At 70.5% G+C, this 16391-nt stretch carries 15 protein-coding genes and 1 riboswitch; of the genes, 12 read left to right on the forward strand and 3 right to left on the reverse strand.

The genetic code is table 11. The annotated features are described in order from the left end of the window. Positions 1-23: 23 nt before the first annotated feature. Positions 24-1139 carry a glycine cleavage system aminomethyltransferase GcvT gene (gene gcvT, locus AB0L37_RS27875; protein ID WP_365511035.1) on the reverse strand — a complete coding sequence of 372 codons (1116 nt, stop codon included), beginning with the start codon at positions 1137-1139 and terminating at the stop codon, positions 24-26. Between the two features lie 139 nt (positions 1140-1278). Beyond that, positions 1279-1390: riboswitch (glycine riboswitch) on the reverse strand. Between the two features lie 131 nt (positions 1391-1521). On the opposite strand from gcvT, the gene AB0L37_RS27880 reads away from it, so the two are divergent. From AB0L37_RS27880 to AB0L37_RS27930, 11 genes are all read left to right on the forward strand, one after another. Then, the gene (locus tag AB0L37_RS27880) at positions 1522-2157 is read left to right on the forward strand and encodes an AAA family ATPase (protein WP_365511038.1); all 636 of its coding nucleotides are present in this window, start codon (positions 1522-1524) and stop codon (positions 2155-2157) included. Between the two features lie 160 nt (positions 2158-2317). Continuing rightward, entirely contained in the window at positions 2318-3094 is a 777-nt protein-coding gene (locus AB0L37_RS27885; protein WP_365511041.1) for an enhanced serine sensitivity protein SseB, read from the forward strand. Positions 3095-3254: 160 nt separating this feature from the next. Continuing rightward, a complete protein-coding gene (locus tag AB0L37_RS27890; protein WP_365511044.1) occupies positions 3255-4055 on the forward strand; it encodes an enhanced serine sensitivity protein SseB C-terminal domain-containing protein in 801 nt (266 codons plus the stop codon). Positions 4056-4401: 346 nt separating this feature from the next. Then, the gene (locus AB0L37_RS27895; protein WP_365511047.1) at positions 4402-5400 is read left to right on the forward strand and encodes an ABC transporter permease; all 999 of its coding nucleotides are present in this window, start codon (positions 4402-4404) and stop codon (positions 5398-5400) included. A gap of 38 nt (positions 5401-5438) precedes the next feature. Further along, positions 5439-7214, forward strand: coding sequence for an ABC transporter substrate-binding protein (locus AB0L37_RS27900; RefSeq protein WP_365511050.1), 1776 nt, complete (start codon positions 5439-5441; stop codon positions 7212-7214). Positions 7215-7286: 72 nt separating this feature from the next. Further along, positions 7287-8294, forward strand: coding sequence for an ABC transporter permease (locus tag AB0L37_RS27905; protein WP_365511052.1), 1008 nt, complete (start codon positions 7287-7289; stop codon positions 8292-8294). Further along, positions 8291-9385, forward strand: coding sequence for an ABC transporter ATP-binding protein (locus tag AB0L37_RS27910; protein WP_365511055.1), 1095 nt, complete (start codon positions 8291-8293; stop codon positions 9383-9385). Before AB0L37_RS27905 ends, AB0L37_RS27910 begins: the two co-directional genes overlap by 4 nt. A 50-nt stretch (positions 9386-9435) precedes the next feature. Then, positions 9436-10548 (forward strand): dipeptide ABC transporter ATP-binding protein, encoded by a 1113-nt coding sequence (locus tag AB0L37_RS27915; protein ID WP_365511267.1) that lies wholly within the window; start codon positions 9436-9438, stop codon positions 10546-10548. 258 nt (positions 10549-10806) lie between these two features. Further along, positions 10807-12201 carry a M1 family metallopeptidase gene (locus AB0L37_RS27920; RefSeq protein WP_365511057.1) on the forward strand — a complete coding sequence of 465 codons (1395 nt, stop codon included), beginning with the start codon at positions 10807-10809 and terminating at the stop codon, positions 12199-12201. Positions 12202-12229: 28 nt separating this feature from the next. After that, positions 12230-12901, forward strand: a complete 672-nt coding sequence (locus tag AB0L37_RS27925) for a trimeric intracellular cation channel family protein (protein ID WP_365511060.1) — start codon at positions 12230-12232, stop codon at positions 12899-12901. 59 nt (positions 12902-12960) lie between these two features. Further along, entirely contained in the window at positions 12961-13836 is an 876-nt protein-coding gene (locus AB0L37_RS27930; RefSeq protein ID WP_365511063.1) for a thioesterase family protein, read from the forward strand. On the opposite strand, the gene AB0L37_RS27935 is transcribed toward AB0L37_RS27930, so the two are convergent. Continuing rightward, positions 13833-14438 carry a TIGR03086 family metal-binding protein gene (locus tag AB0L37_RS27935; RefSeq protein WP_365511066.1) on the reverse strand — a complete coding sequence of 202 codons (606 nt, stop codon included), beginning with the start codon at positions 14436-14438 and terminating at the stop codon, positions 13833-13835. The genes AB0L37_RS27930 and AB0L37_RS27935 overlap by 4 nt on opposite strands. A gap of 123 nt (positions 14439-14561) precedes the next feature. Here AB0L37_RS27935 and AB0L37_RS27940 point away from each other — a divergent pair, with 123 nt between their 5' ends. Then, positions 14562-15539: a YafY family protein gene (locus AB0L37_RS27940; RefSeq protein WP_365511069.1), complete on the forward strand. Its 978-nt coding sequence runs from the start codon at positions 14562-14564 to the stop codon at positions 15537-15539. Here the strand turns inward: AB0L37_RS27940 and AB0L37_RS27945 are convergent. Then, positions 15499-16374 (reverse strand): alpha/beta fold hydrolase, encoded by an 876-nt coding sequence (locus tag AB0L37_RS27945; protein ID WP_365511072.1) that lies wholly within the window; start codon positions 16372-16374, stop codon positions 15499-15501. The two genes, AB0L37_RS27940 and AB0L37_RS27945, sit on opposite strands and share 41 nt — an antisense overlap. Positions 16375-16391: the final 17 nt, after the last annotated feature.

The following is a 16391-nucleotide window of genomic DNA, read 5'->3' on the forward strand; positions in this document are numbered from 1 at the left end:
TGGTGACAGAGGGGGAGCGCGAGCTACTTCTGGCGCTTGTAGAACGGCAGGGCCACGACCTCGTACGGCTCGTGCGTACCGCGGATGTCCACGCCCACGCCCCGCGTGCCCGGCTCGGCGTGCGCGGCGTCCACGTACGCCATGGCGATCGGCTTGCCCAGGGTCGGGGACGGGGCGCCGGAGGTGACCTCGCCGATCACCGTGCCGTCGGCGACGACGGACATCCCGGCGCGCGGCACGCGGCGGCCCTCGGCGATCAGGCCGACGAGCTTGCGCGGCGGGTTCGTCTCGGCGCGCTCGGCGGCGGCCACCAGGGCGTCGTGCCCGACGAAGTCGTCCCCGTGCGACGTCTTGTCGAACTTGACGACCCGGCCGAGCCCGGCGTCGAACGGCGTCAGCTCGGTGGTCAGCTCGTGCCCGTACAGCGGCATGCCCGCCTCCAGGCGCAGCGTGTCGCGGCAGGAGAGGCCGCACGGGATCAGGCCGTACTCGGCGCCCGCCTCGGTCAGCGCCTGCCACAGCTTCTCGGCGTCGGCGGGGGAGACGAACAGCTCGAAGCCGTCCTCGCCGGTGTACCCGGTGCGCGCGATGAGTGCCTCGACGCCCGCGACGGTGCCGGGCAGCCCCGCGTAGTACTTCAGGCCGTCCAGGTCGGCGTCCGTGACGGACTTCACGATGGCGGGGGAGTGCGGGCCCTGCACGGCGATCAGCGCGTACGCGTCCCGGTCGTCGCGGACCTCGGCGTCGAAGCCGGCGGCGCGCTCGGTGAGGGCGTCGAGGACGACCTGGGCGTTGCCCGCGTTGGCGACGACCATGTACGTCGTCTCTTCGAGCCGGTAGACGATCAGGTCGTCCAGGATGCCGCCGTCCTCGCGGCAGATCATCGTGTAGCGGGCGCGGCCGACGCCGACGGAACCGATGTTGCCCACCAGAGCGTGGTTGAGAAGGTCGACGGCGGCCGGACCGCTGACGGTGATCTCGCCCATGTGGGACAGGTCGAACAGGCCCGCCTTCGTGCGTACGGCGTTGTGCTCGTCACGCTCGCTGCCGTAGCGCAGGGGCATGTCCCAGCCGGCGAAGTCGGTCATCGTCGCGCCGAGCGAGCGATGCAGGGCGTCGAGAGAGGTCGTACGGGTCATGGCTGGTGCTCCCGGGGCATGGCAGATGGCGAGGTAGTCCTCCCCATCTGTCATCGGAACCTGAGAGGTTCGCCCCGAGGGGCTTGCACCTTGGGTGGGGCCGCCGTACGTCAAGGGGCGGCCCGCTTTTCAGATCTGCCTCGCCCGCGCGGTACGGGGCCTGAGAGATTCAAGGGAGGAACTTGCTCCTTCGGCGTCCGGGCACTCGTCACCGTGGTCGACGAGCGCCGGAACTCTCCCGCGCGGATTCAAGCGGCCGGTATGCAGTTTGCGCGCACATCATTGCATGCCCGCGGAACGGGGAAACCCCTCGCAGGGCATTACCTTCTCTTTACACTTGGCGGGCAAGAGTGGCGTGACCGGAACGGGGAGGACGATCACGGTGCAGAAGGCAGTGGCAGGGGCTTACGGGGCGGCGCTGCCGGGGGTGCGGATCCCGCGCCAGCGCTCGGTGCGGGACCTGCGCGGCCGCGGCGGCCGCACCCCGCGCAGACTCGGCTTCGCCGCGGGTGACCTCGTCGTCATCTCCGGGCTGCCCGGCAGCGGCAAGTCGACGCTGATGCGCCGGGCCGTCGAGGTCGTGCGCATCGACTCGCAGGACACCCGCGAGCGCTGGGCGGCGAGGCTGCCGGGCGTGCCGTACGCGCTGTACCGGCCGCTCGTCCGCATCGCGCACTACGTGGGCCTGCGGCGGGCCATGCGCTCGGGCGCCAGCGTCGTCGTGCACGACTGCGGCACCCAGGCGTGGGTGCGGCGCTGGGTGACGCGGACGGCGGCGCGGCGCGGCGCCTCGGTCCACCTGATGCTCCTGGACGTGCCGCCGGACACGGCCCTGGAAGGCCAGCGGGACCGCGGGCGCGGGGTGTCCCGGTACGCGTTCGCGCGGCACCGCAGGGCGGTCGGCGCGCTGGTCACGTCGACCGAGCGGGGTGATCTGCCGGCCGGGATCGAGTCGGCGGTGCTGCTCGACCGCGAGGCGACGGACGCGCTCAACGGGATCACGTTCAGGCAGAGCTGAGGGGCGCGCCTCCGGCGGCTTCGGCAGGTCCGTGGCCGCAGCGTCGGACACGCTCCGGAACCGGAAGGACGCGGAGGGTGTCCGTTCGGGCGTACGCGTTATCGTCGGCGTCGCGCGGGAGCGGCCGCGTCAGGGTGCAGAGCAGGGGTTGAAGGCAGCTATGGACATGCCAGGGAGTCACGAGGGCGCGTACGGCCACCCGTCGCAGGGCTGGCCGGCGAACGAGCTGGAGGAGGTCCTCGCCGCGGCGCTCGGCCGCCCCGAGGCCGGCGGCCGCATCGTCGAGGTGCTCGGCCGCAGTCCCCTCTGGATCCCGCTGCCCAGGGGCGGCAGCGCCGCGAGCCGCGACCTCGATCTGCCGACCGTGGAGATCGAGGGCCAGGCGTACGTCCCCGTCTTCAGCTCCGAGCAGCAGTTCATGCAGGTCACCGGCGGCCGGATGGCCTGCACCGTCGCACCGGCCGTCGAGTTCGCGCGCGGCCTGCCCGCGCAGGTCGGCATCGCCGTGAACCCGGACGGCACCGTCGGCGTCCCGCTGCCCCCGCCCGCCGTGGCCGAACTGGCCCGCAGCGGCCGCACCCCGCTGGACGGCGCGGCCACCGGCGGCCGGGTCGTGCTCTCCGAGCCGGACTGGCAGGACGACCCGGTCGACTTCCTGGCGGCCGTGCGCGAGGAGTTCGCCGCGACCGGCGTCGTGCTCAGCGCCCGGCGCTGCCTCGCCGTCGTCGAGGACGGAGACCCCTCCCTGTTCGTCGGCGTGGAACTCGCGCAGTGGGAGGGCGGTGCCCGCGACCTGCCGCTGGACGCGCTCGGCCGCGCACTGGGCCGCGCGCCCGTCGCCTGGCCGGTCAACCTCGTCTTCCTCGACGTCACGCAGGACCCGGTCGCCGACTGGATGCGCACACACGTGCGCCCCTTCTACGTACGGGAAGCGTGACGCCGTCCGTCAAGTCGGTGTCAGGAACGCCGCTTAAGCTGGTTTCATGACCTAAGAGCCTGTGCCATCACCGCCGTGTGGTGATGACACAGGCTCTGACCGGACGGCGCACCGCCCTCCGGTCACGCTGGGACAGACGTTCACGAAGGGGCGGTTACGGGTGAGTGCGTCGGGCACGGCCGCGGCCGGACAGGTCGAGCACATGCTGCGCCAGGTGACCCCCGGGCGCTACGACGCCTACGAGGCGCTCCTCCAGGCCCTTGCCGACCCGACGTCCGGGCAGGTCTGGATGCTGCTCTGGCACGGCCAGGCCGGATCGCCCGACGCCCAGTACGGGAACATGGACGTGGATGGGTTCTCGTACGCCCCCTGCGTCACCTCCGCCCAGGAGCTCTCCGCCTCCGGCTGGTCGCGCGCGTACGAGGTGGTCAGCGGCGTCGACGCGGCCCGCACCCTCTACCCCGACCACTACGGCCTCTGGCTCAACCCGCACGCCCCCGGCGGCGGCGTCGGCATCCCCTGGCTCGACCTGCGGCGCATCGCGGGCGGCCTCGACCGGCAGCCCGCGGGCCCGCTGCGGCTGTCCGAGCCGACGATCGAAATCCCCCAGTTCTACGCGGTGTTGGCGCAGAACGCGCACCGCACCACCGCGATCCGCTCGCTGCGCCGCGCCTGGGTGCAGCCCGCGCTCGGCGCCCCGTACCTGGCGATCGGCCTCGACGTGTACGACACGTCCCCCGCCTCCGTCGACTCGGTGCGGGCGATGATGCAGCAGTCCGTGCCCGCGGTGCCGGACGGCCTGCCGGTCTCGACCGTCGCGATGTCGGACGAGTACGACCCGGTCGCGATGTGGCTGCGCGCGCAGGCCCGCCCGTTCTACGACCGTGAGGCGCACGCGGCGCCGGCGGCCCCGGCGGGCGGCGGCTACGGCTACCCGCCGCCGTACGGCGCCTCGTACTGACACAAGTAACCACCCCCATACCGGCTCAACTCCCCGCTCCGAGGGACGATTTCGGGAACGGCACGGTTGGGGGAGAGAAGCGGTCCTCTGCACCGCAATGTCCGCTCTGCGGCCGGTAACATCCCAACTGCCCACCGTCCGCCCGCCGTTCACGGCCGTCCGGATAACGGATTCCCCCAGACCGCATCACGGTTAGGCATCCTTTCGCCGAGGGATCTGGCGACTGATCGCAGCCGCGATGAAGACTCCCCGCATGCAGGACCGTTCGGGTCCTTAGTTCGAGTACGAGGCCGCCACCGCGGCAAGTGCGGGCCGGTCACCCCCGGCCGGGAAGGGGCAGTCGCTCGTGACCGCACCGATCGAGACCACCCCAGCAGCGGCCGACGCACAGCCTGAGGCCGTGCTGGCTGGGGCGGGGGACGCGCGGATCGAGGGCCGGTCGCTCGGCCGGATCGCCTGGAACCGGTTCAAGCGGGACAAGGTCGCGGTCGTCGGCGGCATCGTCGTCATCCTGCTCGTGCTCATCGCCGTCCTCGCCCGGCCGCTCCAGCACCTCCTGGGCCTGGACCCGAACGAGTTCCACCAGGACCTCATCGACCCCAACACGTCGCTCCCCAAGGGCGGTTGGGGCGGCATGAGTGTCGACCACCCGCTGGGCGTGGAGCCGAAGTTCGGCCGCGACATCCTCGCCCGCATCCTGGAGGGCTCCTGGGTCTCGCTCGTCGTCGCCTTCGGCGCCACCATCCTGTCGAACGTGATCGGTGCCATCCTGGGCGTCGTCGCCGGGTTCTACGGCGGCCGCGTCGACACCGTGATCAGCCGCCTGATGGACACCTTCCTGGCGTTCCCGCTGCTGCTGTTCGCGATCTCGATCTCCGCGACGCTCCAGGGCGGCGCCTTCGGTCTCGACGGACTGCCGCTGCACATCTGCGTACTGATCTTCGTCATCGGCTTCTTCAACTGGCCGTACCTGGGCCGGATCGTGCGCGGCCAGACGCTGGCGCTGCGCGAGCGGGAGTTCGTCGACGCCGCCCGCGGCATGGGCGCGCGCGGCCCGTACATCCTGTTCCGCGAGCTGCTGCCCAATCTGGTCGGGCCGATCATCGTCTACTCGACGCTGCTCATCCCGACGAACATCATCTTCGAGGCGTCGCTCAGCTTCCTCGGCGTCGGCATCCAGCCGCCGCAGGCGTCGTGGGGCGGAATGCTCAGCCAGGCCGTCAACTTCTTCCAGGTCGACCCGCAGTACATGATCGTCCCGGGCCTCGCCATCTTCGTCACCGTACTGGCGTTCAACCTGCTCGGTGACGGTCTGCGCGACGCTCTCGACCCGCGCAGCCGTTGACGCAGCCCGTGCTCCGAGGGCTCCACAAGTTTCCGACAATGGAGGGGAATTCGACCATCATGCGAAGGTCATCACTCGCCGCGGTAGCGGCCATAGGCAGCGTCAGCCTGCTGCTTGCCGGCTGCAGCAAGGCCGACGACGGCAACGACGACAGCAACACCAAGTCCGCGGGTGCGGACGCCGCCACCAAGAAGGTCGTCAACGCGTCGACCAAGAAGGGCGGCACGGTCACCTACGCGATGTCGGACGTCCCCGACTCGTTCGACCCGGGCAACACGTACTACGCGTACATGTACAACTTCAGCCGGCTCTACGCGCGCCCGCTGATGACGTTCAACCCCGCCCCGGGCGAGGAGGGCAACAAGCTGGTCCCCGACCTCGCGGCGGAGCCCGGCAAGTCCTCGGACGGCGGCAAGACCTGGACGTACAAGCTGCGTTCGGGCCTGGAGTACCAGGACGGCTCGAAGATCACGTCCAAGGACGTGAAGTACGCCGTCGAGCGCTCCAACTTCGCGCGTGACGTGCTCTCGCTCGGCCCGAACTACTTCCAGCAGTTCCTGAAGGGCGGCGAGAAGTACAAGGGCCCGTACAAGGACAAGAGCGACAAGGGCCTCGCGTCGATCGAGACGCCGGACGACAGCACGATCGTCTTCCACCTCAACCGCGCCTTCCAGGAGTTCGACTACCTGGTCGCCACGCCGCAGACCGCGCCGGTGCCGAAGGCCAAGGACGACGGCATCGACTACGTCAAGCACATCGTCTCCTCGGGCTCGTACCAGTTCAAGAGCTACCAGGAGGGCAAGCAGGCCGTCCTGGTCCGCAACAAGAACTTCGACCCGAAGACGGACCCGCTGCGCAAGCAGTACCCGGACCGGATCGTCGTCAACCTGAAGGTCAACCAGTCGACGATCGACAAGGACCTCCAGTCCGGCGACACCCTGATCGACCTCCAGGGCAAGGGCGTCGAGGCGCAGACCCAGGCGCAGCTCGTCGGTGACCCGAAGAAGAAGGCGAACACCGACAACACCTACGGTGGCCGTCTCGTCTACGCGGCGATCAACACCAAGCTGAAGCCGTTCACCAACGTCGAGTGCCGCAAGGCCGTCGAGTACGCGGTGGACAAGGTCTCGGTGCAGACCGTCGAGGGTGGCGACATCCGCGGTGACATCGCCAGCACGGTCCTGCCGCCGGACATCACCGGCTACGAGAAGGCCGACACGTACGCCACCTCCGGCAACAAGGGTGACGTCGCCAAGGCGAAGGACGCCCTGAAGGCCTGCGGCGAGAAGTCGATCAAGACCACGATCACCGCGCGCAGCGACCGTCAGGAAGAGGTCGACGCCGCGACCGCGATCATCGCGTCGCTGAAGAAGGTCGGCATCGACGCCAGCCTGAAGCAGTACCCGTCGGGCAAGTACTTCACCGACTACGCCGGTGTCCCGAAGTTCAACCAGAAGAACAACGTCGGCATCATGATGATGCAGTGGGGTGCCGACTGGCCTTCCGGCTACGGCTTCCTCCAGCAGATCGTGAACAGCAAGGCGATCGGCCAGTCCGGCAACACCGCGCTCTCCGAGCTCGAGGACAAGCAGGTCGACAAGTGGCTGGACGAGGCCATCGCCTCTCCCGACGAGGCCACGCGCAACAAGCTCTACGCGCAGATCGACAAGCGGGTCATGGAGCAGGCGGCCCTCGTTCCGCTGACCTACTTCAAGGTGCTCCTGTACCGGTCGCCGTACGCCACCAACCTGGTGTCCACGGCCGCCTTCAGCGGTCAGTACGACTACCTCAACATCGGCACCACGAAGAAGTAGCGGACCCGGAAGGCAGGTGAAGGCATTGGTGCCCGCGGGCTTGACGGCCCGCGGGCACCGGCGCCGGTCCCCGTGATCTCGTACATCGTCCGCCGACTGATCGCGGCAGTGATCCTGCTGCTGGTCGTCACGGCGGTAACCTTTGCAATCTTCTTCCTGCTGCCACGGCTCGCCGGCCAGACCGCCGACCAGCTCGCGCAGCAGTACATCGGCAAGAGCCCCTCGGCCGCGGACGTCGCGGCGGTCAAGCACAACCTGGGACTCGACCAGCCGGTCTACCTCCAGTACTGGCACTTCATCAAGGGGATCGTCTCCGGGGCCTCGTACCAGTTCGGCCCCACCACGCTGCACTGCGACGCGCCGTGCTTCGGCTACTCGTTCAAGAACCACGTGGCCGTGTGGCCCGAGCTGTCCGAGCGGCTGCCCATCACCGGGTCGCTCGCCCTGGGCGCCGCGGTGATCTGGCTGCTCTCCGGCGTGACGGTCGGCGTGATCTCGGCGCTCAAGCCCGGATCCGTCTTCGACCGCTCGTTCATGGGCGTCGCCCTCGCGGGTGTCTCGCTGCCCATGTTCTTCACCGGTCAGCTGGCGCTGCTGCTCTTCACCTACCAGTGGCCGATCTTCGGCCGCACCTACGTCCCGTTCACCGAGAACCCCGCGCAGTGGGCCAACACGCTGATCCCGGCGTGGTGTTCGCTCGCGCTGCTCTACTCCGCCATCTACGCCCGGCTCACCCGCTCGGGGATGCTGGAGACGATGAACGAGGACTTCATCCGCACCGCGCGCGCCAAGGGCCTGCCCGAGCGCACCGTGGTCGGACGGCACGGCCTGCGGGCCGCGCTGACCCCCATCATCACGGTCTTCGGTATGGACCTCGGACTGCTGCTCGGCGGCGCCGTGATCACCGAGAAGGTCTTCTCGCTGCACGGCATCGGCGAGTACGCGGTGCAGGGCATCACCGACAACGACCTGCCGAAGGTGCTCGGCGTGACCCTGCTCGCCGCGTTCTTCGTCGTCCTGTGCAACCTTCTGGTGGACCTTCTCTACGCCGCCGCCGACCCGCGGGTGAGGCTCTCGTGACCGAACTGTCCAAGACCGGCGCGGCCGTCGGCGAGCCCGTCAGCAGCACCCCCGCGCCCACCTCGTTCCTCGAGGTGCGCGATCTCAAGGTGCACTTCCCGACCGACGACGGCCTCGTGAAGTCCGTCGACGGGCTGAGCTTCTCCCTGGAGAAGGGCGAGACGCTCTCCATCGTCGGCGAGTCGGGATCCGGCAAGTCCGTGACGTCACTGGCGATCATGGGCCTGCACCGGCTCGGCGCCCGCGGCAAGAACGTGCGGATGTCGGGCGAGATCTGGCTCGACGGCAAGGAGCTGATCTCCGCCGCTCCCGACGAGGTGCGCCGGCTGCGCGGCCGCGACATGGCGATGATCTTCCAGGACCCGCTGTCCGCGATGCACCCGTACTTCACGATCGGCAACCAGATCGTGGAGGCGTACCGCATCCACAACGACGTCAGCAAGAAGGTGGCGCGCAAGCGCGCCGTCGAACTCCTGGACCGCGTCGGCATCCCCGAGCCCGCCAAGCGGGTCGACAGCTACCCGCACGAGTTCTCGGGCGGTATGCGCCAGCGCGCCATGATCGCGATGTCGCTCGCCAACAACCCGCAGCTGCTCATCGCCGACGAGCCGACCACGGCGCTCGACGTCACCGTGCAGGCGCAGATCCTGGACCTGATCCGGGACCTCCAGCAGGAGTTCGAGTCGGCGGTCGTCCTCATCACCCACGACCTCGGTGTGGTGGCCGAGATCGCCGACCAGGTGCTCGTCATGTACGGCGGCCGCTGCGTCGAGCGCGGTCCCGTCCACGAGGTCTTCGAGGCCCCGCAACACCCGTACACCTGGGGCCTGTTGGGCTCGATGCCGCGCATCGACCGGGAGCAGACGGACCGCCTCGTGCCGGTCAAGGGGCAGCCGCCGAGCCTGATCAACGTCCCGTCCGGCTGCGCCTTCCACCCGCGCTGCCCGTACGCGGACGTCCCCAAGGGCGGGATCACCCGCACCGAGCGCCCCGAACTGCGCCTCGCGGAGGGCGGGCACTTCTCCGCCTGCCACCTCTCGCCCGAGGACCGTACGCGGATCTGGACCGAAGAGATTGCGCCGAAGCTGTGAGTGACACCGAGTCTGTGGACGAGAAGAAGACGGCTCAGAAGCCGGCCGACATCCCCGCGCAGGCGGCCTCGCCCGAGGAGCGGGAGGTGCTGCTCGACGTCAAGGGCCTGGTCAAGCACTTCCCGATCAAGAAGGGTGTGCTCCAGCGGACGGTCGCCGCGGTGAAGGCCGTCGACGGCATCGACTTCCAGGTGCGGCGCGGCGAGACGCTCGGCGTCGTCGGCGAGTCCGGCTGCGGCAAGTCGACGATGGGCCGGGTCATCACGCGGCTGCAGGAACCGACCGGCGGCTCGATCGAGTTCGAGGGCCAGGACATCACGCATCTGAAGGCCGGCGGCATGCGCCCGCTGCGCCGGGACATTCAGATGATCTTCCAGGACCCGTACGGCTCGCTGAACCCGCGCCACACCATCGGCTCGATCGTCTCGGCGCCGTTCCGGCTCCAGGGCGAGACGCCCGAGGGCGGCGTGAAGAAGGAGGTCCAGCGCCTCCTGGAGCTGGTCGGCCTGAACCCGGAGCACTTCAACCGCTACCCGCACGAGTTCTCCGGCGGCCAGCGTCAACGCATCGGTATCGCCCGGGCGTTGGCGCTCAAGCCGAAGCTCGTGGTCGCGGACGAGCCGGTCTCCGCGCTCGACGTCTCCATCCAGGCGCAGGTCGTCAACCTCCTCGACGACCTCCAGTCCGAGCTCGGTCTCACGTACGTGATCATCGCGCACGACCTCTCGGTCATCCGGCACGTCTCGGACCGGATCGCGGTGATGTACCTCGGCAAGATCGTGGAGATCGCCGACCGCGACGACCTGTACGCGACGCCGATGCACCCGTACACGAAGGCGCTGCTCTCCGCCGTCCCGGTCCCGGACCCCAAGCGGCGCGGCGCCAAGAGCGAGCGCATCCTGCTGCGCGGCGACGTCCCCTCGCCGATCTCCCCGCCCTCCGGCTGCCGTTTCCACACGCGCTGCTGGAAGGCGACGGACATCTGCGCGACCCAGGAGCCGCCGCTGCTCCAGCTCGCGTCCGGGCACCAGGTGGCGTGCCACCACCCGGAGAACGCGTCGGACCAGGCCCCCGAGGACACCAAGCTCCTTTCGGTGGCCAAGGAGGCGGCGGCCGACGTGATCACGGTGTCGGCGCCGTCGGACCCCGAGGCCGACAAGTAGCCGCCTGCCGCGCCGCCTTGGGCAGTCTGCCGCCTGGGGCGGCAGGGTGGGCAAGGCGGCACCCCGGCGCGGGGTGAGCGCTTCGATCCGGCGTCCAGCTCGGTGCGGCCCGGTGGGGGCTGGTCGCGCAGTTCCCCGCGCCCCGTGCCGGGCAACATGGCCTAAATGGGGCATGTACATGTCCGCCCCCTCCGGGACAGAGTCCTGCGTGTCGGATACACCGGCACGCAGGACTCAGCTCCGAAGGGACGCACGCCCATGGCTCTCTCCCGTTCGGCACGGCTGGCCGCACTCACCGTCGCGGCCGCATCCTTCTGCCTGATCGCCGCCGCACCCGCCCCCACCCCCGGCTCCGACGGCATCGGCGACCCGTACTTCCCGCAGCTCGGCAACGGCGGCTTCGACGCCCGCCACTACGCCCTCGACGTGGCGTACAACCCCGACACGGACCGCCTCGACGGCCGTACGACCCTCACCGCGCGCGCCACCCAGAACCTCTCCTCGTTCGACCTCGACCTCCAGAAGCTGACGGTCACCAAGGTCGAAGTGGACGGCAGACGCGCCGAGTTCACCCGCACCGGCGACGAGATCGTCATCACGCCCCGCACCGCCCTGCGCAAGGGCAACACCTTCACCGTCGCCGTCACCTACGGCGGCGTCCCCGAAGCCCTCAGCGGCCCGATCGTCTTCGGCTCCGACTACGGCTGGATGAAGACCGCCGACGGCGTCTTCGTCGCCTGCGAACCGAACGCCGCCTCCACCTGGTTCCCGTCCAGCGACCACCCCGCCGACAAGGCCACGTACGACATCAGCATCAAGGCCCCCAAGGGCCTGACCGGTGTCTCGAACGGCCGCCTCGTCGACACGTACGACACCAAGGACGGCTCGACCGTCCACCACTGGCGCGAATCGAAGCCCATGGCGACCTATCTCGCGACCGCCACCATCGGAAAGTTCGACGTGAAGACCGGCACGACCCCGGCCGGCACGCCCATCTACGTCGCCATCGACCCGGTCCTCGCCAACAGCAACAACGTCGACGTGTACGCGGTGACCGCCGAGGCCACCGACTACTGGTCGCAGGTCTTCGGCCCGTACCCCTTCGAGGAGACGGGCGCGATCGTCGATGACATGCCGCAGGCCGGCTTCTCGCTGGAGACCCAGTCCAAGCCCATCTACTCCGCCGTCCGCTCCGAGTCGACGATCGTGCACGAGCTGGCCCACCAGTGGTTCGGCGACTCCGTCTCCGTCGAGCAGTGGAAGAACATCTGGCTCAACGAGGGCTTCGCCACGTACGCCCAGTGGCTGTGGTCCGAGCACAAGGGCATCCGCTCCGCCCACGACTCCTTCCAGGCGGGCTACGACTCGCGCCCCGCCACGTCCGCGTTCTGGCAGATCGAGGTCGGCGACCCGCAGCGCGACACGATGTTCGCCTCCGCCGTCTACCAGCGCGGCGCGATGACGCTCCAGATGCTGCGCGAGCGCATCGGCGACAAGGCGTTCTTCAAGCTGCTGCCGGCCTGGACGCGCCTGAACCGCTACGGCAACGCGAACACGGACGACTTCATCGCCCTCGCCGAACGGGTCTCCGGGCAGCAGCTCGACGACCTCTTCGACACCTGGCTGTTCACGACGGGCAAGCCGACTCTCTAGCCGTCCGCCCGGCAGGTAAGAATGTCGGGTGCTTGAGGAACTCTTCACCCCCTCCGTCCAGCATTGGCTCGACCTCATCGGGATCTTCGTGTTCGCGATCTCCGGTGCCCTGATGGCGGTCCGCAAGAACTGGGACGTCTTCGGCATCGCCGCGCTCGCCGAGGCCACCGCGCTGGGCGGAGGGCTGTTCCGCGACCTGGTCATCGGGGCGGTGCCGCCCGCCGCCTTCACCGACCTCGGCTACTTCATCACCCCGCTGTTCGCGGCTGCCCTCGTCTTCTTCCTCCACCCCGAGGTCGAGCGCACCCAGACGGCGGTCAACGTCTTCGACGCGGCGGGCCTCGGCCTCTTCTGCGTCACCGGCACGACCAAGGCGTACGACTACGGCCTCGGCCTCACCGCGTCCGCCGCCCTGGGCCTCGCCACGGCCGTCGGCGGTGGTGTGGCGCGCGACATCATCGCCAACGAGGTGCCGTCGCTGGTCCGCTGGGACCGCGACCTCTACGCCGTCCCCGCCATGGTCGGCGCCGCGATCGTCGTCCTGTGCATCCGCTTCGACGCCCTGACCGGCGTCACCAGCGGCGCCGCGGTCGTCGTCGCCTTCGTCCTCCGACTGCTCGCGATGCGCTACCACTGGCGGGCGCCGCGCGCCTGGAACCGCAGGTCGACGGCGGTCGAGGTGGTGGAGGAGACGCCGTAGGGGAGGGAGCGGCACAGAAAAAGCTACCGCTCAGTAGTATCGTGTTGTACGTTTCCGGTATGGCAGACGCAGTATCCACGCAGGACCGTGCGGCGAGCATCGGCGACAGCGAGTTCGACCGCGACACGGCCGTCACCCGGCGCGCGGGCGAGCCCGGTGTCTACGACATCGACCTCTCCGCCGGCTGGACGATCATCAACGCCGTCAACGGCGGCTACCTCCTCGCCGTGCTCGGCCGTGCCCTGGCGGACGCCCTGCCGCACGCCGACCCGTTCACGGTCTCCGCGCACTACCTCACGGCCTCCGTGCCCGGACCCGCGGTGATCCGCACGGACGTGGTCCGCTCCGGCCGCACCCTCTCCACCGGCCAGGCGTCGCTGTTCCAGTACGCCGAGGACGGCACCGAGGTCGAGCGGATCCGCGTCCTCGCCTCGTACGGAGACCTGGACGCGCTCCCCGACGACGTGCGCACCAGCGCCGAGGTGCCGGCCTTCCCGCCGATCGAGCAGTGCTTCGGCGCGGGCGACTCTCCCGAGGGCGCGCCCCCGGTCCCCGGCAGCAACGCGATCACCGAGCGGCTCGCCCTGAAGCTGGACCCCGCGACGCTGGGCTGGGCGCTCGGCGCTCCGTCCGGCAAGGGTGAGATGCGGGCCTGGTTCGCGCTGGCCGACGGGCGCGACGCGGACCCGCTCTCGCTGCTGCTCGCCGTGGACGCGCTGCCGCCCACGGCGTTCGAGATGGGCCTCAAGGGATGGGTGCCGACAGTCGAGCTGACCGTCCACGTGCGCTGCCGCCCGGCGCCGGGCCCGCTGCGGGTCTCCATCACGACGCGGAACCTGGCCGGCGGCTTCCTGGAGGAGGACGCCGAGGTCTGGGACGCGCGGGACCGTCTCGTCGCCCAGTCGCGGCAGCTGGCGCGGGTCCGGCTCGGTTAGTCGGTGACGTCGAGGGGGGTGCGGCCCAGCCAGGCCGCCAACTCCCCGTGGACGTCCGCCTGTTCGGGCACGGCGACGACCTCGCCGAACGGGACGTCGGGGCCGCGCCGCTCGGGCGGCAGGACCGCGCGGGCCACGCCGAGCGCGAAACCGGCGAGCTCCGGGTCCAGCGTGCCGGGCCGGCCGAGCGCCTCCCACAGGTCCCAGCTGTGGGTGACCGTCTCCATCACGTACCCGGAGAGCGCCGCCCGCCCGGGCATGCTGCCCCACGGCACGGTGACGTCGGAGTCCAGGCGGGCGTCGTCGCGCCAGGCCCTGAGCGCGTCCGCGCGGGCCTCCTCATACGCCTTGGGGAGCGCCTCGTCGGCGACCGAGTCGGCGAACGGCTCCACGGCCATCCCGTCGCCGCCCTCGCCCACGACCGCGATCCGCCGCGTGACACCGACGAGATGCGAGATCAGCCGCCGTACGTCGAACTCCGTACAGGGCGTGGGGTCGGCGAAGCGGGCCGGTGGCGCCGCGGCGATGAGCCGGGCGACCTGGGCGGTGGCGCGGTCGAAGACCGGGCGGGGGTCCTGAGTGCGCGGGCCGGTCGTGGTCATGGTGAGCTCCCTTGTGCCGTGTGGCCGTGTCGTACTGCCGAGCCCCACTCTGCTCCCTTTTCCTGACATCCGCCGTCAGCTTTTCCGGCGGCGTTTCGCGCCGGTCTGCGGCACGCTGGCTCCGTGAAGTCAGACCGCCTGCTCTCGATCCTGCTGCTGCTCCAGACCCGCGGCCGCGTCCCCGCCCACGAGTTGGCGGACCGCCTGGAGGTCTCGGTGCGGACCATCTACCGGGACGTCGAGGCGCTCTCCACCGCCGGGGTACCGGTCTACGCCGAGCGCGGCCGACACGGCGGCATCGCGCTGCTGCCGGGCTACCGCACCGACGTCACCGGACTGACCGCGGACGAGTCCCGCGCCCTGTTCATCCTCGCCGCGCAGGGCGCCCACGCGGCGCTCGGGCTCGACGCCGCCATGGGCTCCGCGCTGCGCAAGGTCATGGCCGCGCTGCCCGAACCCCACCGCCCCGCCGCCGAGTTGACGCGCCGCCGCATCCTGGTCGAGTCGTCGCGCTGGATGGGTCCGCCGCCGGCCGAGGTCGACGTCAGCGCACTCCAGGACGCGGTCTTCGCCGACCGGCGGCTGCGCATCCGCTACCGGCACAGCGGCGCAGACGCCCCGCGCACCTACACCGTCGACCCGTACGGCCTCGTCTCCAAGGCGGGCGTCTGGTACCTGGTCGCCGACCGCCGAGCGGTGCCCCGCCTCTTCCGTGCCGACCGGATCCACGCCGCGCGCCTCACCGACGCGCCGGTCAAGCGCCGCGACGGGGTCGAACTCGCCGACGTATGGGCCGTGTTGAAGCGCCGGGTGGAGGTGCGGCCGGGCGGCGTGGAGGTCACGGCGCGGGTGCACCGCAGCCGCTTCGACCTGTTCCTGCGGCTGTGCGCAGGCTCCCTGCTCGCGCACCCCGACGACGACGGGGAAGGCGACTGGATCACGGTCGGCCTCGGCTACCCGGCGGTGGGCGCGGTGCGCCAACTCCTCCAGTTCGGCGACTCCGTGGAGGTGCTCGCACCCCCCGAGGCCCGCGAGGAACTGGCCCGCTGTGCGGCCTCGGTCACCGCTCTGTACGGAGGAACTCCCCGAGCGCGTAGGTGAGTTCGGCGGGGGCGTCCTCCTGGACGAGATGCCCCGCGCCCTCGATGACGCGCAGCTCGGCGCCCGGGATCAGCCCGGCCAGCTCATGCCCCCTCGCCACCGGGATCCAGCTGTCCTCGGCGCCCCAGCAGACCAGCACGGGCAGCTCCAACTCCCCGTAACGGCCCTGGATGTCGTCCGTGAAACGCTGGTCGTTCTGCTCGATCTGCCGGTAGAAGGAGTCCCGCCCGGCCTCGGACAGCCACGGCTCGACGAGCCGCGCGTGCGTGTCGGGGCGCAGCCCGGGGCGGCTGGCCGAGCTGATGTAGCGGTGCACGAGCGCTTCGTGCAGGTCGGCCGGCAACTGCCGGAAGACATCGGCGTGTTCACCGAGCAGCCGGTACGTGGGGGAGCCCCACGGCGCGAGTGCCACCGGGTCGACGAGGGCGAGCCGGGAGTACGCGGCGCCGTGCAGCAGATGGGCGCGCAGGGCGACGCAGCCGCCGAAGTCATGGGCGACGACGGCCGGTTCGGCCAGGCCCCAGTGGTCGAGCAGTTCGGTCAGGACGCGGGCCTGCGCGTCCAGGGTGAGGTCCTGGCCGGCGCGCATCTCCGAGGCGCCGTACCCCGGCAGATCCCATACGTGGACACGGTGGTGGGCGGCGAGCGCGCGGGCCTGCGCGCGCCACACGTACGACGAGAACGGGGTGCCGTGGACGAGGACGACGGGCGGAGCGTCCCGTGGACCGAGGGCGGCCCAGCGGATCTCGCCGGAGGAGCTCGGAAAGCTCCGGTCGAGGGTCCAGTCGGGGTTCCGGGCGGGGTTCCTGGCCGGGTTCCGTTCGGCGGCTGTCATGACCGTAAGGCTAGTTG

This window comes from Streptomyces sp. NPDC052225 (assembly GCF_040679615.1).
GTDB lineage: Bacteria > Actinomycetota > Actinomycetes > Streptomycetales > Streptomycetaceae > Streptomyces.

What these genes read in the sequence shown, in the direction of transcription:
- gcvT (WP_365511035.1), bottom strand. Translation starts at nt 1,139, where the DNA reads ATGACCCGTACGACCTCTCTCGACGCCCTGCATCGCTCGCTCGGCGCG.
- AB0L37_RS27885 (WP_365511041.1), top strand. Translation starts at nt 2,318, where the DNA reads ATGGACATGCCAGGGAGTCACGAGGGCGCGTACGGCCACCCGTCGCAG.
- AB0L37_RS27900 (WP_365511050.1), top strand. Translation starts at nt 5,439, where the DNA reads ATGGAGGGGAATTCGACCATCATGCGAAGGTCATCACTCGCCGCGGTA.
- AB0L37_RS27920 (WP_365511057.1), top strand. Translation starts at nt 10,807, where the DNA reads ATGGCTCTCTCCCGTTCGGCACGGCTGGCCGCACTCACCGTCGCGGCC.
- AB0L37_RS27930 (WP_365511063.1), top strand. Translation starts at nt 12,961, where the DNA reads ATGGCAGACGCAGTATCCACGCAGGACCGTGCGGCGAGCATCGGCGAC.
- AB0L37_RS27935 (WP_365511066.1), bottom strand. Translation starts at nt 14,438, where the DNA reads ATGACCACGACCGGCCCGCGCACTCAGGACCCCCGCCCGGTCTTCGAC.
- AB0L37_RS27945 (WP_365511072.1), bottom strand. Translation starts at nt 16,374, where the DNA reads ATGACAGCCGCCGAACGGAACCCGGCCAGGAACCCCGCCCGGAACCCC.